The organism is Kribbella jejuensis, assembly GCF_006715085.1.
GTDB lineage: Bacteria > Actinomycetota > Actinomycetes > Propionibacteriales > Kribbellaceae > Kribbella > Kribbella jejuensis.
The window spans coordinates 2,138,269-2,164,066 of record NZ_VFMM01000001.1 but is presented as its reverse complement, the minus strand read 5'-3'; the positions used below and the strand labels follow the sequence as shown (position 1 = coordinate 2,164,066).

Below are 25,798 nucleotides of genomic sequence, written 5' to 3'. Positions count from 1 at the left end.
TCAGAAGAACGTCCGCACCAGATCGACGACGACCGGGTCGGCGGCGTCCGCGTCGTCGACGACCGGGATCAGGCCCCACTTGTCGAACGCCGTACAAGGATGTGAGAGCCCGACCCGCAGCTCGTCGCCGATCACCACCGGTACGTCGGTGAAGTGCAGGAAACCGTGCTGGTCGTTGAGGTTGGTGACGGTCATCCCGGTCGCGGGCAGGACCGGATCGCCCGTAGCGTGGGGCCGGATCAGCTGCGGCTCCGGCCAGTCCTGGTCGAACGGGAAGTCGCGGCGCCCGGCGTCGAAGATCGCCAGCCCCGGCTCGGGCTGCGACGTGATCCGGATCCAGCCGTGCATGGCGGCGACCAGTTGCTCGCCATCGGTCCGCGGGTGCTCGCCGAGTGGCGACACGCGGCGGTACAGCCCGTCGTCGTGGGCGATGTACGCACCGGAACGCAGGACCACCCGGGCGCCTTCACCGGCCTCGGACGCGAGGACCTTCGCGACCTGCTCGAAGTACTGGCTGCCGCCCGCGCTGACGATCGGTACGACGTCCGCGTCGTACAGCGGGCGGAGCCGGTGGTGCACACCGGCCAGCTCCCGGAGGTACGCGCGGACCTCCTCCAGGTTCGCCTCGTCGACGCCGTGGCCGATCGCGCCCTCGTAGCCGGCGACACCGGCCAGGCGGAGCGTGGACGCGTCCTTGATCGCCTGGCCGACGGCGAGCGCGGTCTCCAGGTCGCGAGCGCCGGTCCGGCCGCCGATCCCGCCGACCTCGACCAGCACGTCGAGCGGCCGGGCGTCCGGTCCGACGTACGCCGACCGCGCCTGCTCCATGAGCTCGACGGTCCGGACCGAGTCCGCCCAGACCGACACCTCGAACGACGGGTCGGCCGCGAGCTCGTCGGCGATCCAGCGCAGCTGCAGCGGTGAGATCACCGCGTTCGCGATCAGCACCCGCCGGACGCCGTACGCCCGGGCCACCCCGAGCTGGAACGCGTTCGCGAGCGTGATCGCCCAGGCGCCGGCGTCCAGCTGCATCGCCCAGAGCGCGGGCGCCATCGTGGTCTTGCCGTGCGGCGCGAGCTCGACGCCGTGCCGCGCGCACCAGGTGGCCAGCGTGTCGACGTTGTGCCGCAGGCCGGCCGCCGAGAGCGTCATCAACGGCGTCGGCAGTTGGGACAGCCGGGGCTTCTCGGCCAGCACGTCGGCGACGGTCCGGCCCCAGAAGCCCGGCGGCAGGGCCTTGTCCCGCCAGCTCACCTGCTGGTCGGCAAGAGCGGCAACAGCGTCGGCATCGTACGCAGGCATCAGACCCCCTGGGGTGTCGGGATTGCAGAATACGCAACGCTCATTGCGCATTCTGACTCATCGGTTGTAACATCGCGGCCGAAGTCGCGTCAACGCACGCTAAGGCCCTATCCCATCACCTCTCGATCGAGGAGTGCCGATGCCCGAGACGGCCGCCCTCTGCCTGGGCGAAGCGATGATCATGCTCGCGGGTGGCGCCGGACCGCTGTCGGACGTCGAGGTGTTCAAGCGGTCGGTCGGCGGGGCGGAGTGCAACGTGGCCGGCGGGCTGGCCGCGTTGGGCGTACCGACCGGGTGGATCTCCCGGCTCGGCGACGACGGTTTCGGCCAGCACGTACTGCGGGACCTCGAAGCGCGCGGGGTCGACGTCGGGGGAGTGGAACTGGACCCGGTCCGGCCGACGGCGCTCTACGTGAAGGAGTCCGACGGCGGGCGGTCGCAGATGCACTACTACCGGACCGGCTCGGCGGCCGCTGCGATGGATCCCGCGTTCCTGGACCGGCCGGAGGTGCGGGAGCGGTTGGCGCAGGCGAAGCTCGTGCACACCACCGGTATTACCGCGGGTATTTCTTCGTCGAGCTCGGACATGCTGGAGCGGCTGGCCACCGAGCCGCGGGAGTTCTTGCTGAGCGTCGATCTGAACTGGCGGCCGGTGCTGTGGCGTGAGCGGGATCCGGAGCCGTTGTGGCGGTTGCTGAAGGCTGCCGACATCGTGCTGATCGGGGCGGACGAGGCTGAGGTCTTCGCCGGCACCGGGGATCCCGAGGCGTTGTACGAGTTGGTCGGCGGCAAGACGCTGGTGGTGAAGGACGACTCCAACGCCGCGATTGTTCTTGAGCCGGATGGTCGCACTGAGGTCCCAGCACTGTCCGTAGAAGTTGTGGAGACGGTCGGGGCCGGGGATGCGTTTGCGGCAGGCTTCCTGGCAGGGACCTTGCAGGGGCTGCCGGCAACGCAGCGGTTGCGGTTGGGGCATCTCACGGCGGCCGCGGTGTTGACGCGGCCTGAGGATCATGCGCCGCCTCCGAGCCTGGTCGAGCGGGAGAAGTTGCTCAACGCCACCGACGAGGAGTGGGCGGCGACGAAGATCGGTGTGGCATGAGCCAGAGCCTCGGCCGCGCGCTGCAGATTCTCACGAGCCTGGGAGAGGGCGAGCGGTCGCTGGACCAGTTGGCCGCGGAGCTCGGCGTCCACAAGACAACCGTGCTGCGGTTGCTGCGCACGATGGAGGCCGACCGGTTCGTACGGCGGGACGCATCGCACAAGTACCGCCTGGGTTCGCGGCTGTTCGCTCTCGCGGACGTCGCGCGCGAGCAACACGTCGTACGGCAGGTTGCCGCACCGCATCTGCGCGAGCTGAACCAGAAGACCGGGCAGACGGTCCACCTGGCCGCCTGGGAGAACGGTGAGGTCATCTACGTCGACAAGCTGGACAGTGTGCGGTCAGTACGGATGTACTCACAGGTCGGTGCGCCGGCTGCGCTGCACTGCACCGCGGTGGGAAAGGTACTGCTGGCTGCGCAGCCCAAGCGGCAGCAGGAGGCCATCGTCCAGGCGCTGGACTACAAGGCCTACACACCGAACACCATCACCGACCCGGACCGGCTGCGGGACGAGTTGCTGATCACCAAGGAACGTGGCTGGGCGCAGGACAAGGCCGAGCACGAGTCGTTCATCAACTGCATCGGTGCGCCGCTCAAGGACGCCACCGGCCGGGTTGTGGGGGCCGTGTCGTTGTCCGTACCCGACGTACTGCTGAACTATGAACAGGTGCTCGAGCTGCTGCCAGACCTGCTCGCCACCGCGAACGCGATCTCAGCCGACTACAACTAGAGAGGTCCCATGTCCGACAAGACCGCAGTGTCCACCACCGACGCGCCGCCGCCGATGCCGGTGTTCTCGCAGGGCGTCCGCAAGGGCAACATCCTGCAGGTGTCCGGTCAGGGCTCGGTCGACCCGGCCACCGGCGACTTCGTGTTCGCCGGTGACGTGAAGGGCCAGACCACCCGGGTGCTGCAGAACATCGAGGCCATCCTGAAGGCCGGCGGCGCGAGCATCGACGACGTGGTCATGCTGCGCGTCTACCTCACCCAGCGCGAGGACTTCGCCGCGATGAACGAGGCCTACGCGGACTTCGTCTCCACCCGCACCCCGAGTGGTGTGCTGCCGTCGCGGACCACGGTCTTCACCGGCCTGCCGCTCCCGGACATGCTGGTCGAGATCGACGCCCTCGCCGTCCTGAGCTGAACCACTCCCAAGCCCGGGCCCTGGTGGTCCGGGCTTTGGACTGCCCAGCCGGCGTCCCGTATCGCGGGATAGGATTTCACCATGCAGGAAGCTCGCGGTTCGGTGCAGTCGATCGACCGGGCCGTGGCGATCCTGCGCTGTTTCGACGCCAGGACGCCGGATCTCGGCATCAGTGACCTGGCCCGGGCGACCGGGCTGTCGACGAGCACGGTGCACCGGTTGCTGTTGGCGATGCAGGAGAACGGTCTGGTCCGGCAGACCGCGCACCGGCGGTACGCGATCGGCCCGCTCGTCGTACAACTCGCGCACAGCGGCGGGATTCCGGCCGGTCTGCGCGACGCGGCGCTTCCGGTGCTGCGTGCACTCCGCGATGACACAGGGGAGACCGCGGCTGTGCACGAGTTGCTGCCGTCGGGCCAGCGCGTCGTGCTGGATCAGGTCGAGAGCCTTCACCAACTCCGCCGTACATACACGGAGTTCGGCCTGCCGGTCGCCCTGCCGCAGGGTGCACCGGGCAAGGCGTTGCTCGCATTCCTGCCGTTCGAGCGGCAGCAGGAAGTTCTGAAGGGCCCGCTGGAGAAGGTGCAGCCGGCGACGATCACGGACCCGGAGGTGCTCGCGCAGCAGTTCGCGGAGATTCGGCGGCGCGGCTACGCGATGTCACGGACCGAGCGGACCGCGGGTATCTGCAGTGTGGCCGCACCGGTGTTCGGCTACTCCGGCCAGGTCGCCGGGTGTCTCAGCGTGTCCGGCCCCGAGATGCGGATGCCGGTGGAGCGGATGAAGGAGTTCGGGATGCGGGTCGCCGAAGGTGCCTGGTCGGTGTCGGAGCTGCTGGGAGCCACCCCGGCCACCCGGGACCGTAGTACGGCGCTGGCCGGCGGCCGGTGATGTCCCAGGCCCGGAGTCTGTGGAAGATCGCCCCTGCCGTCTACCTGCCGGCCCTGCTCTACGGGATCGGCCAGGGCGCCATCGCGCCGGTTGTCGCGCTCTCGGCAACCCACCTGGGTGCGTCCGTTGCGGTAGCCGGTCTGGTCGTGGCGGCTGCCGGTCTGGGACAGGTGATCGGCGACATCCCGGCCGGCGCGCTGACGAACCGCATCGGTGAACGCAAGGCGATGCTGGGAGCGACTGTGTTCGTGGCGTTCGCTCTAGCGGGCTGCTTGGTTGTCCCGAACGTGTGGGGTCTGGCCATTGCTATCGGTTGCACCGGGCTCGCAGGAGCGGTCTGGGGCCTTGCCAGGCAGGCGTATCTGAGTGAAGCGGTCCCGATCGAGCTCCGGGCGCGAGCGTTGTCGACACTGGGCGGCGTACAGCGCATCGGCTCCTTCATCGGCCCGTTCCTCGGTGCCTTCGCGATGAAGTTCCTCAATACCGACGGTGCGTACTGGGTGCACCTGGTGGCCGCCGTACTGGCCTGTGGCGTCCTGTTGAGCCTGCCCGACGTGGAGCACCGCCGTGGACGAGGCCCTGTCGCCGGTCAGTCCACCTGGGTTGTCATCCGCGACCACTTCCCCGTACTGCGGACTCTTGGCGTCGGCGCCCTACTTGTCGGCGCGGTGCGCGCGTCGCGACAGGTGGTGATTCCGCTGTGGGCATTGCACATCGGGCTGGATCCGCAAACGACCAGTGTGATCTTCGGGCTGTCCGGTGCGGTGGACATGTTGCTGTTCTATCCGGCGGGTTCGGTGATGGACCGGCTCGGGCGGAAGTGGGTCGCCGTACCGTCGATGTTCGTGCTGGGGCTGGCGCATCTGTTGCTGCCGTTGACGCATACGACGGTGACGCTGACCGCGGTCGCGTTGCTGATGGGGATCGGGAACGGGCTGGGCGCCGGGGTGATCATGACGCTGGGAGCGGACGCGTCGCCAGCGGTCGGGCGGGCGCAGTTCCTCGGAGCGTTCCGGTTGTTCGCGGACACCGGGAACGGCGCGGGGCCGTTGCTGCTGGCGGGGGCCACGGCGGTGCTCGGGCTGGCGCCGGCGATCGTCATCATGGCGGGCACGGGCTGGGCCGCGGCCACCGCGATGCACCGCTGGATCCCACCGCATCCACAAGCGGAGCAGCCCGCCTGATCGCAACCGATTTGGTAGAAGCTATTGCGGGTGCAACAATGGCTACTGCCGAAGACCGCTGGTTGCTGCCCTAGGTAGCTGAAAGTCCCACTCAGGTGGGCGGCCCGCGCAGGTGACTTGGATAGTGAAGCATGTATGTTCACGCCCTTGCGCCTGCGCAGGGGCGTTTCTCTTTCTCCGGGGTCTACGGCGTGGAAGCCGATAGAAGGAGACCCCCATGGCGAGGCCGGACAAGGCAGCCGCTGTCGCGGAGCTGACGGACGAGTTCCGTAGTTCCAACGGCGCTGTGCTGACCGAGTACCGCGGTCTCACCGTTGCGCAGCTCAAGCAGCTTCGAGTTTCGCTCGGTGACGACGTGAACTACGCCGTGGTGAAGAACACGCTGACCAAGATCGCGGCCAAGGACGCGGGTGTCGAGTCGTTCGACTCGCTGCTCGAGGGTCCGTCGGCCATCGCCTTCATCAAGGGCGATGCGGTGGTTGCGGCCAAGGGCCTGCGTGACTTCGCCAAGGCGAATCCCCTTCTCGTCATCAAGGGCGGCGTGCTCGACGGCAAGCCGCTCAGCTCTGACGAGATCAGCAAGCTCGCTGACCTGGAGTCGCGTGAGGTTCTCCTCGCGAAGCTCGCAGGTGCGATGAAGGCGGCCCCGCAGCAAGCGGTGTCGTTGTTCGCTGCTCCGCTGTCGCAGGCCGCGCGCCTGTTCGCGGCGCTGCAGGACAAACTGCAGGCGGAGGGTGGCGCCACCGAGGCGCCGGCCGAGGAGGCTGCTCCGGCGGCCGACGCACCTGCCGAGGCGAGCACCGAGGAGACCGCCGCAGCGGACAGCTGAGGCGATTCTCACCAGCACCACCCCATCAGTGATCACGAAGTACCACAGTTAGGAAGGACCGCCACCATGGCGAAGCTCAGCACCGAGGAGCTGCTCGGTCAGTTCAAGGACCTGACCCTGCTCGAGCTCTCGGAGTTCGTTAAGGCGTTCGAGGAGGAGTTCGGCGTGACCGCCGCTGCTCCCGTCGCCGTTGCCGCTGCCCCGGCCGCGGGCGGCGGCGCCCCGGCCGAAGAGGCCGCGGAGCAGGACGAGTTCGACGTCGTTCTCGAGAGCGCCGGCGACAAGAAGATCCAGGTCATCAAGGAGGTGCGCGGTCTCACGAGCCTCGGCCTGAAGGAGGCCAAGGACCTCGTCGAGTCGGCCCCGAAGCCGATCCTGGAGAAGGTCGACAAGGCTGCCGCGGAGAAGGCCAAGGAGGCCCTCGAGGGCGCCGGCGCCACCGTCACCCTGAAGTGACCTCGCTTACGTTCCGTTCCGGGACGTAACGAATGTGTAGAGAAGGGCGGTCCCCGCAAGGGGTCCGTCCTTCTCTCATTTCTGGATCGCTACTATCGCAATCGCTTGACTTCCAGGGGTTACGCAAAACCGTACTCGTGCGTAACCTAGGCCACTGCCCCGTCGTTTGGGCAGCAGCAGACATCCCGTGAGGAGGGCCGGTGGGCGTAGAAGTTCGCGTCGAAGGTCTCACCAAATCGTTCGGCAGCCAGTTGATCTGGGGCGACGTGTCCCTGACCCTGCCGGCCGGTGAGATCTGCGTGATGCTCGGCCCGTCCGGCACCGGCAAGTCCGTGTTCCTGAAGACGCTGATCGGCCTGATCAAGCCCGACCGCGGACACGTCTTCATCGAGGGCACCGACATCGCCACCTGCAGCGAACGCGAGCTGTACGAGGTCCGCCGGCTGTTCGGCGTGCTGTTCCAGGACGGCGCGATGTTCGGCTCGATGAACCTGTACGACAACGTCGCGTTCCCGCTCCGCGAGCACACCAGGAAGTCCGAGTCCGAGATCCGCTCCATCGTGATGGAGAAGATGGAGATGGTCGGCCTGGTCGGCGCCGAGCGGAAGCTGCCCGGTGAGATCTCCGGCGGGATGCGCAAACGCGCCGGCCTGGCCCGGGCACTCGTGCTCGACCCGGAGATCCTGCTCGTCGACGAGCCCGACTCCGGCCTGGACCCGGTCCGTACGTCGTTCCTGAACCAGGTCATGATCGACCTGAACGAAGCCTTCGGCGCGACCTTCCTGATCGTTACGCACGACATCAACACCGCGCGGACCGTGCCGGACAACATCGGCATGCTGTACCACCGGCACCTGGCCATGTTCGGCCCGCGGGAGATGCTGCTGTCCAGCGAGGAGCCGGTGATCCGGCAGTTCCTGAACGCGCAGATGATCGGCCCGATCGGGATGTCCGAGGAGAAGGACGCCGACGAGCTGGCCCGCGAGAGCGGCCAGGAGTTGCCGCCGCTGCCGCCGATCCCGATCCAGCAGCTGCCCAGCAGCGGGATGCTCCGCCCGACCCAGCGCCCGCCGGGCGAGTGGTGCCGGGAGAACGGCGTCACTCCGCCGCCCGGATCCTTCGCCACATCGACGGTGGGCGCCAGGTGACCGTATTGGATGCCGCGCTGCCGCGCGGCGGGTCACGGGGCTGTGACTCCCGCTCTTCCCTCGTCGCTCCGGTCGCTTCGCTCCCTGCGCTCCTCAGTCCAGAGCGGGAGGCCCCGTGACCGTCTCTGCTACCGCTCCGCTGAAGCACGCAGGATCGCTCTTCGCGTTCGCTCTCGACACCTTCCGGGCGATGTTCCGCCGGCCGTTCCAGCTGAAGGAGTTCCTCCAGCAGGCCTGGTTCGTGGCCAGCGTGACGATCATCCCGACCGCGCTGGTCGCGATCCCGTTCGGTGCGGTGATCGCGCTGCAGGTCGGCGGACTGATCAAGCAGTTCGGCGCCCAGGCGTTCACCGGTTCGGCAGCCGTCCTGGCCGTGGTCCGGGAGGCGTCGCCGATCGCGACCGCGCTGCTGATCGCCGGTGCCGGCGGTTCGGCGATCTGCGCGGACCTCGGCTCGCGGAAGATCCGCGAGGAACTCGACGCGATGATGGTGCTCGGGATCGACCCGATCCAGCGCCTCGTCGTACCGCGGGTGCTGGCCACGATGCTGGTCGCGTTCTTCCTGAACGGCTTCGTCAGCGTGGTCGGCGTGATGGGCGGCTACGTCTTCAACGTGGTCCTCCAGGACGGTACGCCGGGCAGCTACATCGCGTCCTTCACCGCGCTGGCGCATCTCCCGGACCTGTGGCAGGGCCAGGCGAAGGCCCTCGTCTTCGGAGCGATCGCCGCGATCGTCGCGGCGTACAAGGGTGTCAACGCGGGCGGTGGCCCGAAGGGTGTCGGCGACGCGGTGAACCAGTCGGTCGTGATCACGTTCATGCTGCTGTTCGTCGCGAACTTCTCGATGACCGCGATCTACTTCCAGCTCGTCCCGCCGAAGGGGGCCTGACGTGTCGGCCCTGATGGACGTCCTGGTGAAGAAGCCGCTGAGCTCGCTCGACCGGCTCGGTGAGCAGCTCGCGTTCTACATCAAGGCGCTGGCCTGGTCGGGCAAGTCCGTCACCCGGTACCGCAAGGAGATCCTCCGGCTGCTCGCCGAGGTCACGCTCGGCACCGGCGCGCTGGCCGTCATCGGCGGCACCGTCGGCGTGATCACGTTCCTGGCCTTCTTCACCGGTACCGAGGTCGGCCTGCAGGGCTACTCGGCGCTGAACCAGATCGGTACGTCGGCCTTCGCCGGCTTCGTCTCGGCCTACATCAACACCCGCGAGATCGGCCCGCTGATCGCCGGCATCGCGCTCGCCGCGACCGTCGGCTGCGGGTTCACCGCGCAGCTCGGCGCGATGCGGATCAGCGAGGAGATCGACGCCCTCGAGGTGATGGCGATCCCGTCATTGCCGTTCCTGGTCACCACCCGGATCATCGCCGGCCTGGTCGCGGTCATCCCGCTGTACGTCGTCGGCCTGCTCGCGTCGTACTTCGCGACCCGGTTGACGGTCACCACGTTCTACGGGCAGAGCACCGGGACGTACGACCACTACTTCCACCTGTTCCTGCCACCCGGGGACGTGCTCTGGTCGTTCGGCAAGGTGCTGGTGTTCTCCGTGCTGGTGATCCTGGTGCACTGCTACCACGGGTACCACGCGACCGGCGGTCCTGCGGGCGTCGGCGTCGCCGTCGGCCGCGCCGTGCGTACGTCGATCGTCGTGATCAACGTCGTCGACCTGCTGCTCTCGATGGCCATCTGGGGTACGACGACCACCGTGAGGTTGGCCGGATGACCCGACTCGTCTCTCACAAGGTGCTGGGCGTCATGTTCATCGGCGTCCTCGTGTTCCTGCTCTGGCTGACGTACGCCTTCTACGCCAAGGTCTTCGTCAAGACCGTGAACGTGGAGCTGAAGACCAGCCACATCGGCCTGCAGCTGAACGAGCACGCGGACGTCAAGCTGCGCGGGATCATCGTCGGCGAGGTCCGCAAGGTGTCCACCGACGGTGACGAGGCGACCATCGACCTGGCGCTGAAGCCGGACCAGGTCGACGAGATCTCCGCCGCGGTCAGCGCCCGGATCCTGCCGAAGACGTTGTTCGGCGAGAAGTACGTCTCGCTCGTCCCGCCGAAAGGCCCCGAGGGCGCGCACATCAAGGCCGGCGACGTGATCCAGCGGGACAAGACCGCGGTCGGCATCGAGATCGAGAAGGTGCTGAACGACGCGCTTCCGCTGCTCCAGGCGGTCGACCCGGCCGATCTGAACGCCACGCTGAACACCCTCGCGACCGCGCTCGAGGGCCGCGGCACCGAGATCGCGGGCACTCTGACCCAGCTCGACGCGTACCTGAAGAAGCTGAACCCGAGCATCCCGAAGCTGATGGACGCGCTCGCCAAACTCAGCCAGGTCTCGGATCTGTACGGCGACGTCACACCGGATCTCGCCCGCGCGCTGCGCAACCTGACCATCACCGGCAACACGGTCGTCGAGAAGGAGAAGCAGCTGCAGGCGTTCTTCGTGAATGTCCAGCAGTTGTCGACGACCGGTGACGCGTTCCTGAAGGCGAACGAGGACCGGGTGATCCGGCTCGGCCAGGTCAGCCGCCCGGTGCTGGACCTGCTGGAGAAGTACTCGCCCGAGTTCCCGTGCTTCCTCGGCGTGATGAGCGACACGCTGCCGCGGCTGAACGACACGTTCCGCGACGGCCGGCTGAACATCAACCTCGAGCTGATCACCAACCAGCCGACGCCGTACGAGCCGAACGAGCTCCCGGCGTACAAGGACCACCGCGGCCCGACCTGCATCGGCCGGAACTACAGCGTCCCCGGTGAGAAGCCCGGCCCGTACACGCAGGAGAACCCGGCGCCGTACGTGACCGGTGACGACGGCGTGATCGGCGACCACAACAAGAACCAGCGCTTCCCGCTCAACCTGCAGCTGAACCGCGCGATGCCAGGGTTCGCCATGGACACCCAGGGCGTCGGTACGCCGGCCGAACAGCAGGTGATCGACGCGGTCGTCGGCCCCGCGATGGGTGTACCCGCCACCGACGTACCGGACCTGACCACGCTGCTGGTCGGGCCGCTGCTCCGCGGAGGGCAGGTGAACCTCGGATGAGCTTCTTCGACCGCAAGACGACCTTCGACACCGTCCGGCTCGGGATCTTCGTGGTGGTCACCACGATCGCGACCGCGCTGCTGGCGGTGACGATCGGGAACATCACCTTCAACTCGACCACGAAGTACCGCGCGGTGTTCACCGACGCGGTCGGGCTGAACCAGGGCGACGACATCCGGATCGCCGGCGTGAAGGTCGGGCAGGTCGACAAGATCCAGCTGTACCAGGACTCGCTGGCGATGGTGACGTTCAGCGTCGACTCGAACGAGGTCCTGGACACCTCGACGCATGCCACGCTGCGCTACCGGAACCTGGTCGGCAACCGCTACATCGCGCTCACCGACGGGGTCGGCGGCGGCCCGCGGCTGAAGAAGAACGGCATCATCCCGAAGGAGCGGACGACGCCGGCGCTCGACCTGTCCGTCCTGTTCAACGGCTTCAAGCCGCTGTTCACCGCGCTCACGCCGGCGGACGTGAACCAGTTCGCGTTCGAGGTGATCAAGGTGCTGCAGGGCGAGGGCGGCACGATCGAGTCGCTGCTGGCCAAGACCGCGTCGCTGACCACCACGCTCGCGGACGCCGACCAGGTGATCGGCGACCTGATCACGAACCTCACCTCGACGCTGCAGATCGTCTCGCAGCGGCAGCAGAACTTCTCCCAGTTGCTCGTCAACCTGCAGCAGTTCATCACCGGCCTGAGCCAGGACATCAACCCGATCCTGAGTTCGCTGACCTCGATCAACTCGCTGAACACCAAGACGGCCGGCCTGCTGCAGCAGACCCGGGTCCCGATCAAGGCCGACCTGAACCGGCTCCGGACGGTCGCGAGCACGCTCGACGACACCCAGTCGATCTGGGTGAAGACCCTGCAGTTCATGCCGGAGAAGCTGAACACGATGACCCGGACGGCCTCCTACGGCTCCTGGTTCAACTTCTACCTGTGCAACTTCGACGGCAACGTCACGCTGCCGACAGGCACCCGCATCCCGGTCTCGTACGACCTCAACTCGGCGAGGTGTGCCAAGTGAAGCCGTTCCGGGAGCAGAACCAGGTGACGATCGGTGTCGTCGGCCTGACGGTGATCGCGCTGATCATGCTGGCCGCGTTCAAGGCGCAGGACCTGCCGCTGATCGGCGGCGGGACGAAGTACTCCGCGCAGTTCTCCGAGGCTGGCGGCCTGAAGCCGAACGACGAGATCCGGGTGGCCGGGGTCCGGGTCGGCAAGGTGCGCGCCGTGGTCCTCGAGGGCACCCACGTCCGGGTCGACTTCGTCGTCGACAAGGGCGTGAAGCTGGGCGACCAGACCGGCGCCGAGATGAAGATCAAGACGCTGCTCGGGCAGAAGTACCTGAAGCTCGATCCGGCCGGTTCGGGGCAGCTGAAGCCCGGCTCGGAGATCCCGCTGGACCGGACGATCTCGGCGTACGACGTGGTCGACGCGTTCACCGATCTGGCCAACACCACCGAGCGGATCAACACCGCGCAGCTGGCGAAGGCCCTGGACACGTTGTCGGCGACGTTCAAGAACACGCCCGACGAGGTGCAGGCCTCGCTGACCGGACTGTCCCGGCTCTCCCGGAACGTGGCCGCCCGCGACCAGCAGCTCAAGCTGCTGCTGCAGCACTCGAACGTGGTCACCAAGGTCCTTGCCGACCGCAACCAGCAGCTGGTCAAGCTGATGAAGGACGGCAACACGGTCTTCCAGGCGGTCCAGGCCCGGCGCGCGCTGATCCACCAGCTGCTGGTGTCGACGCAGGCGCTGTCCGCGCAGATCACGGCACTGGTCCGGGAGAACCGCAAGGACCTCGCACCGACGCTGCAGAAGGTGAACGCGGTCCTCGCCGTACTCCTGCAGAACCAGAACTCGCTCGACGCGAGCCTGAAGGGGCTGGCGCCGTTCGTCCGGGTCTTCACCAACACGCTCGGCACCGGACCGTGGTTCGACACCTACCTGCAGAACCTCGCTCCGGTCCCGGAGATCCCGCTGCCGAAGTTGTTGCCCCCTGGGCTGCCCAAGATCCTCGGGGGTAACGGCTGATGCGGGTGAACGCACTGTCCCGGCTGATCGCGATCGCGGTGGTCCTGGTGATCCTCGTGGTCAGCGCGGTCACGTTGTGGCCGAAGCCGAAGCGGGTCACCGCGACGGCGTACTTCCCGCGCGCGGTCTCGATCTACCCCGGTTCGGACGTCCGGATCCTCGGCATCAAGGTCGGCGAGGTGGAGAGCATCACGCCGGCGGGCCGCTCGGTTCGGGTGAGGTTCTGGTGGGACGCCAAGGACAAGGTGCCGGCCACTGCGAAGGCCGTGATCGCGTCGCCGTCGATCGTCGCGGACCGGTACCTGCAGCTCACGCCGGCGTACTCCAAGGGCGAGGTGATGGCCGACGGCGCCGAGATCCCGCTCGACCGGACCGCCGTACCGCTGGAGCTGGACCAGATCTACCAGAGCCTCAACGACCTGTCGGTGGCGCTCGGTCCGAAGGGCGCGAACGACCAGGGCGCGCTGGCCCGGCTGCTGGACGTCTCCGCGAAGAACCTGAACGGCCAGGGCGCGAAGATCAACCAGACCATCACCGACGTGTCCAAGCTGACCAGCACGCTGTCGGGGAACTCGTCCGCGCTGTTCAACACGATCCGGCAGCTGCAGACGTTCGTGTCGGCGCTGGCCGCGAACGACGGGCTCGTCCGCCAGTTCAACGCGAACTTCGCGGCGACCTCGACCACGCTGGCCGCCGAGCGCAAGGACCTCGGCAACGCGCTGGCGATGCTGGCGACCGCGTTGACCGAGGTCGGCACGTTCGTCCGGGACAACCGGACCCTGGTGAAGGGGACGGTCTCCCAGGCCACGCAGCTGTCGCAGATCCTGGTGAAGGAGAAGGCCGCGATCGCCGAGGTGCTGGACACCGCGCCGCTCGGCCTCGGCAACCTGGCCCGGATCTACAACCCGCAGTTCGGCACGCTGGACCAGCGGATCAACCCCGGCCAGCTGGACGACCCGGCGACGTTCATCTGCTCGATCCTGCTGCAGGCGAACCAGTCGATGTCGACCTGTTCGGCGCTCAAGCCGGTGCTCGACGCGCTCGCCAAACTGCCGCTGATCACCCAGCTGACCGGTGCGAACGCGCCGATCAGCGGTGGCCCGGCCGGTACGCCGTGGGCGCCCGCGCCGCAGCCGCCGCTGAACCGGCCGGACCCGGTCGACCCGACGCTCGGGGGGCTGGTCAAATGAAACGCCCCAGAATCCAACGCCGTGTCTCGCTTGCCGCCGGTGTCGCCGCGCTGGCGATGCTGCTGTCCGGCTGCGACTTCTCCGTCTACTCGCTGCCGCTGCCCGGTGGCGCCAAGATCAAGGGCCCGTCGTACACGGTGACCGTCGAGTTCGCCGACGTACTCGACCTGGTACCGAAGTCGTCGGTGAAGGTCGACGACGTCACCGTCGGCACGGTCGAGAAGGTCTGGCTGGACGGGTACGTCGCGAAGGTGCGGATCAAGCTGCCGAAGAGCCTCGACCTGCCGGACAACACGCACGCCACGATCCGCCAGACCAGCCTGCTCGGTGAGAAGTTCGTGTCGCTGTCCCGGCCGACCGGGTCCGAGCAACCGCGCGGCAAGCTGGAGAACGGCGAGCTGATCCCGCTGTCCCGGACGACCAGCAACGTCGAGGTCGAGGAGGTCCTGTCGGCGCTGTCGCTGCTGCTCAACGGCGGCGGCGTCGCCCAGCTGCAGATCATCACCCAGGAGCTGAACAAGGCCCTGACCGGGAACGAGCCGGCCATCCGCAGTGTGCTGACCCAGCTCAACACGTTCGTCGGGACCCTGGACCAGAACAAGGCCACGATCATCACCGCGATCAAGTCGGTGGACGCGCTGGCCAAGAAGCTGAATGCGCAGAAGGCGACGCTGGCGACCGCGATCGACTCGCTGCCGAAGTCGATCAAGACGCTCGACCAGCAGCGGGCCGCACTGGTCAAGACGCTGCAGGCCCTGGCCACGCTGGGCAACACCGCGACCCGGGTGATCACCTCCTCGCAGAAGGACCTGGTCGCCAACCTGCAGTCGCTGTACCCGACGCTGACCAAGCTGGCCGAGGCGGGCGCGAACCTGCCGAAGTCGCTGGAGCTGCTGTTCACGTATCCGTTCCCGGACCAGGCCGCCAAAGCCGCGAAGGGCGACTACACCAACCTCGGCATCACGCTCGACGTGAACACCCAGAAGGCTTTGAAGGGCCTCATCGGGCTGGACCTGCCGACGGTCGGCCCGACCGCGCTGCCGACGCTCGGGATCAGCCTCCCGCTGCACCTCACTCCGGGTGCCGGGGGCAGCGGGCTGCCGTCGCTACCGGTGCCGACCGGCACCACGACGACCTGCATCACGCTGCTCGGGCTGCCGGTCTGCTCGCCACAGCTCAAGCGGTCCGGGTTCGATCCCGACCTGGCCCGGGCCCTGATGCCGGGAGCGGTCTCATGATCACCAGAGCGGTCCGGATCCAGCTGATGGTGTTCCTGCTGATCACCGTCGTCGGCGTCGCGTTCGTCGGCGCCCGGTACGCGCAGGTCGACCAGCTGGTGGTGAACAAGAACTACACCGTCAGCGCCAGCTTCGCCGAGTCCGGCGGGATCTTCTCCGGCGCCGAGGTGACGTACCGCGGCCAGCCGGTCGGCCGGGTCGGGGAGCTCAAGCTGCTGCCCGACGGTGTCGACGTGAACCTGGAGATCGACAAGAAGTTCAAGATCCCGAACGACCTGCTCGCGGTGGTCGCGAACCGGTCGGCGATCGGCGAGCAGTACGTCGACCTGCAGCCGCGCCGCGACGGAGCGCCGTACCTGCAGAACAACTCCAAGATCGCGCGCCAGGACACCGCCGTACCGATCGACACCACCGAACTGCTGCTGAACCTCGACCAGCTGGTGAACTCGGTCGACAAGGAGAGCTTGCGGACCACGGTGCACGAGCTCGGGGCGGCGCTGAAGGGCAAGGGCACCGACCTGCAGAAGATCATCGACAGCTCCGGCAAGCTGATCGACAACGCCGACGCGAACGTGCTGCAGACGATCAAGCTGATCAACGACGGCGACACCGTGCTGGCCACCCAGGTCGCCAGCGGTGACGCGATCAAGACCTGGGCGAAGAACCTCGCGCTGCTGTCGGACACCCTGGTGGCGTCGGACAAGAGCCTGCGGACGGTCGTCGACCAGGGCTCGTTCGCGTCCAGTCAGCTGACCGGCCTGATCCGGGACAACAGTGCGGACATCGCGGTGCTGCTCGGTAACCTGCTGACGGTGAGCGAACTGACCGCGGTCCGGCTGGACGCTGTCGAGCAGTTGATGGTGGTGTATCCAGCGGTCGCGATGGGCGGGTACGTCGTGCCCGCGAAGGACCCGGGCACCGGGCACTACGACGCGCACTTCGGGCTGGTCGTCGGCCTCAGCCCGCCCGCCTGCCGGCCCGGGTACGGGGGCACCGACAAGCGGGTCCCGCAGGACGTGACGAACACCCAGGCGAACACGAAGGCGGCCTGTACGGCGAGCCCGTCGAGCGGGATCAACGTCCGCGGCTCGCAGAACAAGCCGGCCCCGTCGTCGCGCTACCTGAACCGCACCGGGTACGGCGTCGGCTACGACCCGGCGACCGGTCAGGCGGGCGGGTCCGGCGGCATGCCGTCGATCGTGCTCGGCTCGACCGGCGGACAGCAGGAGTTGCTCGGCAGCGACTCCTGGAAGGCACTCATCCTCGGACCGGTGACCGGGCAGTGATCGCAAAGAACGGCCGGCTCGTGCTGGCCTGGGCGCTCAGCGTGTTGCTCGTGGTGGCACTCGCCGGGCTGACGTTGTCGGTGGTCGCGCTGCGCAAACAGCGGGCCGACGACGCGGAGCGCCACGGCGCGATGAAGGCGGCGCGGCAGCTCGCGCTGGACTTCACGACGTACGACTACCAGACCTGGGACGCGGACTCGAAGCGCGTGATCGACGAGTCGACCGGGCAGTTCAAGCAGGAGTTCCAGAACGGCATCGACGCGGTGAAGACCGAGGTCGTGCAGAACAAGGCGACCTCGAAGGGGGACGTCAAGGAGGCGGGCGTGGTGTCGAACGACAAGGACTCCGCCCAGGTCCTGGTGATCGTGAACGCGGTGGTGACCAACACCGCCTCGACCACGGGGACCGAACGCCGGTACCGGATCAAGCTGGACATGGTCCGCGAGAAGGACCGCTGGCTGACCGCCGACCTGCAGGTGGTGGGCTGATGTCCGGTTCCAGCAGCGGTCGGCCGCGGATCGCCGGCCAGCGCCGGAGCGCGAAACCCGGCGAGCCGGAAGTACGACTCGAACAGGATGTGACCCCGGCCACACCGGAGCCGGAAAAAGAGGTCGTCGCCGAACCGATCACTCCGGAATCGACTACGGAGAGTGATCGTCCGACCGGTCTCGGGAACACGCTGATCGCTGCGCTCGGTGTCGTCGTCGTACTCACGCTGGCCGTCGCCGCGGTGCTCGGGATCAAGGCCTGGCACGGCAAGGAGGCCGAGGACGCCCGCGACCAGGCGGCCGCGGCGGGCCGGAAGGCGGCCGAGACCGCACTCAGCTACGACTACCGTGACCTGGACAAAAGCTTCGCTGCGGCGCGGGCGACGATGACTCCGGACTTCGCCGCGAAGTTCGACGAGACCGCGAAGGTGGCCGGCGAGCTGGCCACCAAGACCAAGGCCACGGTGAAGGCCGACGTGCGCGAGGTCGCGGTCCGCGACGGCGACGCCGACCGGGTCACGCTGATCATCTTCGTCAACCAGACCACCACCAGTACGATCACGAAGGGTAGTCCCCGGGTGGATCTGAACCGGACCCGGTTCACGATGGTCCGAAACGGCCACCAATGGCTGGTCCAGGAGATCGCCGGACTGTAACCTCTAGGTGACTCCGCACCAGAGGGGCGCCGGAGGTCTCGTGGGTGATCTACCCACTGGAGACCCCGGGTCGGTCCTTGACGGAGAGGGTGGTCCGACGGCAAACTGTTGGACCCCATTGGACAGGCTTGCCTGGATCATGTAGCCTATTGCTTTGCGCTGCCTTTCTCTCGCCTCTGCTCGGGTCTCCGACTTGACTGGGGCGGCTTGGCGTGCGCTCCCAGCACCGATGTGATTTTGCGAGCCCGTGGAAGGACGCCCCTTGGTCGCCTCGCGCAACCCCCAGTCCGACAGCATTTCCAACGTCACCGGCCCCCGCCGCATCTCCTTCGCAAAGATCTCCGAGCCGCTCCAGGTTCCGGATCTGCTCGCGTTGCAGGTGGACAGTTTCGACTGGTTGGTCGGCAACGAAACGTGGCAGGCCCGAGTGGCCGCCGCCGAGGCCGAGGGGCGGTCGGACCTGTCCGGCCCCAGCGGCCTGGAAGAGATTTTCGAGGAGATCTCCCCGATCGAGGACTTCAGCGGCACCATGTCGCTGTCGTTCCGCGACCACCGCTTCGAGCCCCCGAAGAACACGGTCGACGAGTGCAAGGAGCGAGACGTCACGTACTCGGCTCCGCTGTTCGTCACGGCCGAGTTCATGAACAACGAAACCGGTGAGATCAAGAGCCAGACCGTCTTCATGGGTGACTTCCCGCTGATGACGCGCAAGGGCACCTTCGTCATCAACGGGACCGAGCGGGTCGTCGTGTCCCAGCTCGTCCGCTCGCCCGGTGTGTACTTCGAGCGCACGCCGGACAAGACGTCCGACAAGGACATCTTCACCGCCAAGATCATCCCGTCGCGCGGCGCGTGGCTGGAGTTCGAGGTGGACAAGCGCGACATGGTCGGCGTCCGCCTCGACCGCAAGCGCAAGCAGAACGTCACCGTGCTGCTGAAGGCGCTGGGCTGGACCGACGCGCAGATCCTGGAGGAGTTCGGCGACTACGAGTCGATCCGCCTCACCCTGGAGAAGGACCACACCTCCGGGCAGGACGACGCGCTGCTGGACATCTACCGCAAGCTGCGTCCGGGTGAGCCGCCGACCCGCGAGGCCGCGCAGGCGCTGCTGGAGAACTACTACTTCAACGGCAAGCGCTACGACCTGGCCAAGGTCGGCCGCTACAAGATCAACAAGAAGCTCGGCCGGGACGAGGCGCACGACCAGGCGGTGCTGACCGTCGACGACATCGTCGCCACGATCAAGTACCTGGTCGCGCTGCACGAGGGCAAGACCGAGCTGCCGGCACCGCGCGGCGAGATCGTGGTCGAAGAGGACGACATCGACCACTTCGGCAACCGCCGGCTGCGGACCGTCGGTGAGCTGATCCAGAACCAGCTGCGCACCGGCCTGGCCCGGATGGAGCGGGTGGTCCGGGAGCGGATGACGACCCAGGACGTCGAGGCGATCACGCCGCAGACCCTGATCAACATCCGTCCGGTGGTCGCGGCGCTGAAGGAGTTCTTCGGTACGTCGCAGCTGTCGCAGTTCATGGACCAGACCAACCCGGTCGCCGGCCTCACCCACAAGCGCCGGCTGAACGCGCTCGGCCCGGGTGGTCTGAGCCGTGAGCGGGCCGGCTTCGAGGTCCGCGACGTGCACCCGTCCCACTACGGCCGGATGTGCCCGATCGAGACCCCGGAAGGCCCGAACATCGGCCTGATCGGTTCGCTCGCGTCGTACGGCCGGGTGAACGCGTTCGGCTTCGTCGAGACGCCGTACCGCAAGGTCGTCGACGGTGCCGTCACCGACCAGGTGGACTACCTGACCGCCGACGAGGAGGACCGCTTCGTCATCGCGCAGGCGAACGCCGCGCTGACCGACGACAACCGGTTCGCCGAGGACCGCGTGCTGGTTCGCCGCCGTCACGGTGAGGTCGAGCTGGTCCCGGTCGAGGACGTGGACTACATGGACGTCTCGCCGCGCCAGATGGTGTCGGTGGCGACCGCGCTGATCCCGTTCCTCGAGCACGACGACGCCAACCGCGCGCTGATGGGTTCGAACATGCAGCGCCAGGCGGTGCCGCTGATCACCTCCGACGCCCCACTGGTCGGGACCGGGATGGAGTTCCGCGGTGCGGTCGACGCCGGCGACGTGGTGGTCTCCGACAAGGCGGGTGTGGTCAAGGAGGTCTCGGCCGACCTGATCGAGATCGCCGCCGACGACGGCACGTACCAGACCTACCGGATGGCGAAGTTCCGCCGCTCGAACCAGGGCACCTGCATCAACCAGCGCCCGCTGGTCGACGCCGGGCAGCGGGTCGAGGTCGGTACGCCGCTGGCCGACGGTCCGTGCACCGACGAGGGCGAGATGGCCCTCGGCCGGAACATGCTGGTCGCGTTCATGACGTGGGAGGGCTACAACTACGAGGACGCGATCATCCTCAGCCAGCGCGTCGTGCAGCAGGACCTGCTGACCTCGATCCACATCGAGGAGCACGAGGTCGACGCCCGCGACACCAAGCTGGGTCCGGAGGAGATCACCCGGGACATCCCGAACGTCTCCGACGAGATGCTGTCCGACCTGGACGAGCGTGGCATCATCCGGATCGGCGCCGAGGTCACCACCGGTGACATCCTGGTCGGCAAGGTCACCCCGAAGGGCGAGACCGAGCTGACCCCGGAGGAGCGGCTGCTGCGCGCGATCTTCGGTGAGAAGGCGCGCGAGGTCCGCGACACGTCGCTCAAGGTGCCGCACGGCGAGGAGGGCACCGTCATCGGTGTCCGGGTCTTCGACCGCGACAACGGCGACGAGCTGCCGCCGGGTGTCAACCAGCTGGTCCGCGTCTACGTGGCCCAGAAGCGAAAGATCTCGGTCGGCGACAAGCTGGCCGGCCGGCACGGCAACAAGGGCGTCATCTCCAAGATCCTTCCGGTCGAGGACATGCCGTTCCTCGAGGACGGCACCCACGTCGACGTGATCCTGAACCCGCTGGGCGTGCCCGGCCGGATGAACGTCGGCCAGGTGCTGGAGACCCACCTCGGCTGGATCGCCTCCCGCGGCTGGGAAGTGGATCCGGAGAACGAGGAGGAGTGGGCGCAGCGGCTGATCAAGATCGGCGCCGGTGCGGCCGAGCCGATGACGAACGTCGCCACCCCGGTCTTCGACGGCGCCACCGAGGAAGAGGTCACCGGCCTGCTGTCCTCGACGCTGCCGAACCGCGACGGTGTCCGGATGGTCAACGGCCAGGGCAAGGCCCGGCTGTTCGACGGCCGTTCGGGTGAGCCGTTCCCGGACCCGATCGGTGTCGGCTACATGTACATGCTGAAGCTGCACCACCTGGTCGACGACAAGATCCACGCACGGTCGACCGGTCCGTACTCGATGATCACCCAGCAGCCGCTGGGTGGTAAGGCCCAGTTCGGTGGCCAGCGGTTCGGCGAGATGGAGGTGTGGGCCCTGGAGGCCTACGGTGCCGCCTTCGCGCTGCAGGAACTGCTGACGATCAAGTCCGACGACGTCGTCGGGCGGGTCAAGGTGTACGAGGCGATCGTCAAGGGCGAGAACATCCCGGAGCCGGGTATCCCGGAGTCGTTCAAGGTTCTGGTCAAGGAAATGCAGTCCCTCTGCCTCAATGTCGAGGTGCTCTCGTCCGACGGAAGCCGGGTCGAGATGCGCGACAGCGAGGAGGACGTCTTCCGGGCGGCGGAGGAACTGGGCATCGACCTGTCCCGGCGCGAGCCGAACAGTGTCGAGGAGGTCTGAGCGGGTTGCCGCTTGACATCAACAACCAACCCACTCAGACCACTTTTAGCAACGGGAGATAACACATCGTGCTCGACGTGAACTTCTTCGACGAGCTTCGGATCGGCCTGGCCACCGCGGACGAGATCCGCCAGTGGTCTCACGGCGAGGTCAAGAAGCCGGAGACGATCAACTACCGGACCCTCAAGCCCGAGCGTGACGGTCTGTTCTGCGAGAAGATCTTCGGTCCCACCCGGGACTGGGAGTGCTACTGCGGCAAGTACAAGCGCGTTCGCTTCAAGGGCATCATTTGCGAGCGGTGTGGCGTCGAGGTCACCCGCTCCAAGGTGCGCCGCGAGCGGATGGGCCACATCGAGCTGGCCGCGCCGGTCACCCACATCTGGTACTTCAAGGGTGTCCCGTCGCGGCTCGGCTACCTGCTCGACCTCGCCCCGAAGGACCTGGAGAAGGTCATCTACTTCGCGGCGTACATGATCACCGACGTCGACGACGAGGCGCGGCACCGCGACCTCTCGTCGCTCGAGGGTCGCGTCGACGTCGAGCGCAAGCAGCTCGAGAACCGTCGTGACAACGACATCGAGACGCGGATGAAGAAGCTCGAGGAGGACCTGGCGCAGCTCGAGGCCGAGGGCGCCAAGGCCGACGTCCGCCGCAAGGTCAAGGAAGGCGCCGAGCGGGAGGTCAAGCAGCTGCGGGACCGCTCGCAGCGCGAGATCGACCGCCTCGACGAGGTCTGGACCCGGTTCAAGAACCTGAAGGTCCAGGACCTGGAGGGCGACGAGATCCTCTACCGCGCCATGAAGGAGCGGTTCGGCAAGTACTTCGAGGGCGCCATGGGTGCCGCCGCGATCCAGCGCCGGCTGGAGACCTTCGACCTGAAGGCCGAGGCGGACAACCTGCGCGAGACGATCAAGACCGGTAAGGGCCAGCGCAAGACCCGCGCCCTGAAGCGGCTCAAGGTCGTGACCGCGTTCCTGGCCACCAACAACAGCCCGATGGGTATGGTCCTGGACTGCGTCCCGGTCATCCCGCCGGACCTGCGCCCGATGGTCCAGCTCGACGGTGGCCGGTTCGCCACCTCGGACCTGAACGACCTGTACCGCCGGGTGATCAACCGGAACAACCGGCTCAAGCGGCTGCTCGACCTGGGCGCGCCGGAGATCATCGTCAACAACGAGAAGCGGATGCTGCAGGAGGCCGTCGACGCGCTGTTCGACAACGGCCGCCGCGGCCGTCCGGTCACCGGCCCGGGCAACCGGCCGCTGAAGTCGCTGTCCGACATGCTCAAGGGCAAGCAGGGCCGGTTCCGCCAGAACCTGCTCGGCAAGCGCGTCGACTACTCCGGCCGTTCGGTCATCGTGGTCGGCCCGCAGCTCAAGCTGCACCAGTGCGGTCTGCCGAAGGCGATGGCGCTGGAGCTGTTCAAGCCGTTCGTGATGAAGCGGCTGGTCGACCTCAACCACGCGCAGAACATCAAGTCCGCCAAGCGGATGGTCGAGCGCCAGCGCGCCCAGGTCTGGGACGTGCTGGAAGAGGTCATCACCGAGCACCCGGTCCTGCTGAACCGTGCACCAACCCTGCACCGGCTCGGCATCCAGGCGTTCGAGCCGCAGCTGATCGAGGGCAAGGCGATCCAGATCCACCCGCTCGTCTGTTCCGCGTTCAACGCGGACTTCGACGGTGACCAGATGGCGGTGCACCTGCCGCTGTCGGCCGAGGCGCAGGCCGAGGCCCGGATCCTGATGCTGTCGACGAACAACATCCTGAAGCCGGCCGACGGTCGTCCCGTCACCATGCCGACTCAGGACATGATCATCGGCATCTACTTCCTGACCATGCTGAAGGACGGCGTGAAGGGTGAGGGCCGGGCGTTCGGTTCGGTCGCCGAGGCGATCATGGCCTTCGACCACGGCGAGCTGTCGCTGCAGGCGAAGATCACGCTCCGGCTGAGCGGTTCGGCCGCTCCGGCGAACGCGATCGAGCTGGACGGCGGTGGCTTCGGTCTGGAGACCACTCTGGGCCGCGCGCTGTTCAACGAGGCGCTGCCGGCGGACTACCCGTTCGTCGACACCGAGGTGGGCAAGAAGCAGCTCGGTGGGATCGTCAACGACCTGGCCGAGCGGTACACCAAGGTCGAGGTCGCGCACGCGCTGGACGCGCTGAAGGACCTGGGCTACTACTGGTCCACCCGGTCCGGTGTCACGGTGTCGATCGACGACTTCAGCACGCCGCCGAGCAAGCCCGAGATCATGGCCCGCTACGAGGCCCAGGCCGAGAAGGTCCAGAAGCAGTTCGAGCGGGGTCTGATCACCTCGTCCGAGCGGCGCCAGGAGCTGATCGAGATCTGGACCGGCGCCAACGCCGAGGTCGGTAAGGCGATGGAGGAGAACTTCGCCAAGGACAACCCGATCTGGATGATGGTGCACTCCGGTGCCCGAGGCAACATGATGCAGATCCGGCAGATCTCCGGTATGCGTGGTCTGGTGGCCAACCCGAAGGGCGAGATCATCGCCCGGCCGATCAAGTCCAACTTCCGCGAGGGCCTGTCGGTGGTCGAGTACTTCATCGCCACCCACGGTGCCCGGAAGGGTCTGGCCGACACCGCGCTGCGGACCGCCGACTCGGGGTACCTGACCCGTCGTCTGGTGGACGTGTCGCAGGACGTGATCATCCGCGAGGAGGACTGCGGGACCGAGCGGGGCCTGCCGAAGAAGATCGGCGAGAAGGGCCCGGACGGCAAGGTCGTGCACGCCGAGAACGTGGAGACCAGCGCCTACGCGCGGACCCTGGCGACCGACTCGTTCGACCCGGACGGCAACCTCGTCCTGGCGGCCGGCAGCGACCTGGGCGACGTCTCGATCGCCAAGCTGGTCGAGGCGGGTGTCGAGGAGGTCAAGGTCCGGTCGGTGCTCACCTGTGACGCCAAGACCGGTACCTGCGCCAAGTGCTACGGCCGTTCGCTGGCCACCGGTAAGCCGGTCGACATCGGTGAGGCGGTCGGCATCATCGCCGCCCAGTCCATCGGTGAGCCGGGTACCCAGCTGACCATGCGGACCTTCCACACCGGTGGTGTCGCGGGTGATGACATCACCCACGGTCTGCCGCGTGTTGTCGAGCTCTTCGAGGCTCGCCAGCCCAAGGGCAAGGCGCCGATCTCGGAGGCGGCCGGCCGGATCTCGATCGAGGACACCGACAAGAGCCGGAAGCTGGTGCTGACGCCGGACGACGGGTCGGAGGAGGTCTCCTACCCGGTGTCCAAGCGGACCCGGTTGCTGATCGAGGAGGGCCAGCACGTCGAGGTCGGCCAGCAGTTGACGCAGGGTACGCCGGACCCGCAGGAGGTTCTGCGGATCCTGGGTGTCCGCAAGGCGCAGGAGCACCTGGTGGACGAGGTCCAGGAGGTGTACCGGTCGCAGGGTGTGGCCATCCACGACAAGCACATCGAGATCATCGTCCGGCAGATGCTGCGCCGGGTCACGGTGATCGAGTCGGGCGACGCCCAGCTGCTGCCGGGCGAGCTCGCGGACCGGGTCACCTTCGAGGCGGAGAACCGCCGCGTGGTGGCCGAGGGCGGTACGCCGGCCTCCGGTCGTCCGGTGCTGATGGGTATCACCAAGGCCTCGCTGGCCACCGAGTCGTGGCTGTCGGCCGCCTCCTTCCAGGAGACGACCCGGGTGCTGACCGAGGCCGCGATCCACGGCAAGTCCGACTCCCTGGTCGGTCTGAAGGAGAACGTCATCATCGGTAAGTTGATCCCGGCCGGTACGGGCATGGACCGGTACCGCAACATCCGGGTCGAACCGACTGAAGAGGCGAAGGCCGCGATGTACTCGATGGTCGGTTACGAGTCGTACGACTACGACTTCGGCCCGTCCAGCGGTCAGTCGGTCCCGCTCGACGACTTCGACCTCGGTTCGTACCAGAACTGATTCGAGTCAATCCCCGACCGGGGCGGTGGGGCGGGGAAAGTATTAATACAGAGGGCGGCACTTCCATCCGGGAGTGCCGCCCTCGCGGCTTTTCGGCGCGGCCGGCGAAGACACTCGGGGTGGCG

The 25,798-nt window shown here is 67.4% G+C and carries 21 protein-coding genes; 20 read left to right on the top strand and 1 reads right to left on the bottom strand.

Translation table 11 applies throughout. From position 1 onward, the window contains the following. The gene (locus FB475_RS10605; RefSeq protein WP_141854870.1) at positions 1-1,302 is read right to left on the bottom strand and encodes a type III PLP-dependent enzyme domain-containing protein; all 1,302 of its coding nucleotides are present in this window, start codon (positions 1,300-1,302) and stop codon (positions 1-3) included. Between the two features lie 139 nt (positions 1,303-1,441). On the opposite strand from FB475_RS10605, the gene FB475_RS10600 reads away from it, so the two are divergent. The 20 genes from FB475_RS10600 to FB475_RS10505 all read left to right on the top strand — a co-directional run bounded on the left by FB475_RS10600 (position 1,442) and on the right by FB475_RS10505 (position 25,673). Further along, positions 1,442-2,404, top strand: a complete 963-nt coding sequence (locus FB475_RS10600; protein WP_141854868.1) for a sugar kinase — start codon at positions 1,442-1,444, stop codon at positions 2,402-2,404. Then, positions 2,401-3,135: an IclR family transcriptional regulator gene (locus FB475_RS10595; RefSeq protein WP_141854866.1), complete on the top strand. Its 735-nt coding sequence runs from the start codon at positions 2,401-2,403 to the stop codon at positions 3,133-3,135. Before FB475_RS10600 ends, FB475_RS10595 begins: the two co-directional genes overlap by 4 nt. A gap of 9 nt (positions 3,136-3,144) precedes the next feature. After that, complete coding sequence (locus FB475_RS10590) at positions 3,145-3,549, top strand: RidA family protein (RefSeq protein WP_141854864.1); 405 nt, start codon at positions 3,145-3,147, stop codon at positions 3,547-3,549. 81 nt (positions 3,550-3,630) lie between these two features. Beyond that, entirely contained in the window at positions 3,631-4,440 is an 810-nt protein-coding gene (locus tag FB475_RS10585; protein WP_141854862.1) for an IclR family transcriptional regulator, read from the top strand. Next, positions 4,440-5,624 carry an MFS transporter gene (locus FB475_RS10580; protein WP_141854860.1) on the top strand — a complete coding sequence of 395 codons (1,185 nt, stop codon included), beginning with the start codon at positions 4,440-4,442 and terminating at the stop codon, positions 5,622-5,624. Before FB475_RS10585 ends, FB475_RS10580 begins: the two co-directional genes overlap by 1 nt. Positions 5,625-5,841: 217 nt before the next feature. Beyond that, positions 5,842-6,453, top strand: a complete 612-nt coding sequence (gene rplJ / locus FB475_RS10575) for a 50S ribosomal protein L10 (protein ID WP_141854858.1) — start codon at positions 5,842-5,844, stop codon at positions 6,451-6,453. Between the two features lie 66 nt (positions 6,454-6,519). Continuing rightward, the gene (gene rplL / locus FB475_RS10570; RefSeq protein WP_141854856.1) at positions 6,520-6,909 is read left to right on the top strand and encodes a 50S ribosomal protein L7/L12; all 390 of its coding nucleotides are present in this window, start codon (positions 6,520-6,522) and stop codon (positions 6,907-6,909) included. A 200-nt stretch (positions 6,910-7,109) separates the two neighbouring features. Next, positions 7,110-8,057, top strand: a complete 948-nt coding sequence (locus FB475_RS10565; RefSeq protein WP_141854854.1) for an ABC transporter ATP-binding protein — start codon at positions 7,110-7,112, stop codon at positions 8,055-8,057. 115 nt (positions 8,058-8,172) lie between these two features. Next, the gene (locus FB475_RS10560) at positions 8,173-8,946 is read left to right on the top strand and encodes an MlaE family ABC transporter permease (RefSeq protein WP_141854852.1); all 774 of its coding nucleotides are present in this window, start codon (positions 8,173-8,175) and stop codon (positions 8,944-8,946) included. A 13-nt stretch (positions 8,947-8,959) separates the two neighbouring features. Then, the gene (locus FB475_RS10555) at positions 8,960-9,778 is read left to right on the top strand and encodes an MlaE family ABC transporter permease (RefSeq protein WP_141857912.1); all 819 of its coding nucleotides are present in this window, start codon (positions 8,960-8,962) and stop codon (positions 9,776-9,778) included. After that, positions 9,775-11,103: an MCE family protein gene (locus FB475_RS10550; protein ID WP_141854850.1), complete on the top strand. Its 1,329-nt coding sequence runs from the start codon at positions 9,775-9,777 to the stop codon at positions 11,101-11,103. The genes FB475_RS10555 and FB475_RS10550 overlap by 4 nt, the downstream gene beginning before the upstream one ends. Continuing rightward, positions 11,100-12,131, top strand: coding sequence for an MCE family protein (locus FB475_RS10545; protein WP_141854848.1), 1,032 nt, complete (start codon positions 11,100-11,102; stop codon positions 12,129-12,131). The genes FB475_RS10550 and FB475_RS10545 overlap by 4 nt, the downstream gene beginning before the upstream one ends. After that, a complete protein-coding gene (locus FB475_RS10540; RefSeq protein WP_141854846.1) occupies positions 12,128-13,141 on the top strand; it encodes an MCE family protein in 1,014 nt (337 codons plus the stop codon). The genes FB475_RS10545 and FB475_RS10540 overlap by 4 nt, the downstream gene beginning before the upstream one ends. Continuing rightward, a complete protein-coding gene (locus FB475_RS10535; protein WP_141854844.1) occupies positions 13,141-14,331 on the top strand; it encodes an MCE family protein in 1,191 nt (396 codons plus the stop codon). The genes FB475_RS10540 and FB475_RS10535 overlap by 1 nt, the downstream gene beginning before the upstream one ends. Next, on the top strand, positions 14,328-15,569 hold the full coding sequence (locus tag FB475_RS10530; RefSeq protein ID WP_141854842.1) for an MCE family protein: 1,242 nt from the start codon (positions 14,328-14,330) through the stop codon (positions 15,567-15,569). Before FB475_RS10535 ends, FB475_RS10530 begins: the two co-directional genes overlap by 4 nt. Next, positions 15,566-16,855: an MCE family protein gene (locus FB475_RS10525; protein ID WP_141854840.1), complete on the top strand. Its 1,290-nt coding sequence runs from the start codon at positions 15,566-15,568 to the stop codon at positions 16,853-16,855. The genes FB475_RS10530 and FB475_RS10525 overlap by 4 nt, the downstream gene beginning before the upstream one ends. Further along, positions 16,852-17,343: a hypothetical protein gene (locus FB475_RS10520; protein ID WP_141854838.1), complete on the top strand. Its 492-nt coding sequence runs from the start codon at positions 16,852-16,854 to the stop codon at positions 17,341-17,343. The genes FB475_RS10525 and FB475_RS10520 overlap by 4 nt, the downstream gene beginning before the upstream one ends. Continuing rightward, positions 17,343-17,999: a hypothetical protein gene (locus FB475_RS10515; protein ID WP_141854836.1), complete on the top strand. Its 657-nt coding sequence runs from the start codon at positions 17,343-17,345 to the stop codon at positions 17,997-17,999. Before FB475_RS10520 ends, FB475_RS10515 begins: the two co-directional genes overlap by 1 nt. Positions 18,000-18,261: 262 nt before the next feature. Next, on the top strand, positions 18,262-21,744 hold the full coding sequence (gene rpoB / locus FB475_RS10510) for a DNA-directed RNA polymerase subunit beta (protein WP_141854834.1): 3,483 nt from the start codon (positions 18,262-18,264) through the stop codon (positions 21,742-21,744). A gap of 68 nt (positions 21,745-21,812) precedes the next feature. Next, positions 21,813-25,673 carry a DNA-directed RNA polymerase subunit beta' gene (locus tag FB475_RS10505; protein WP_141854832.1) on the top strand — a complete coding sequence of 1,287 codons (3,861 nt, stop codon included), beginning with the start codon at positions 21,813-21,815 and terminating at the stop codon, positions 25,671-25,673. The last annotated feature ends 125 nt before the right edge of the window (positions 25,674-25,798 follow it).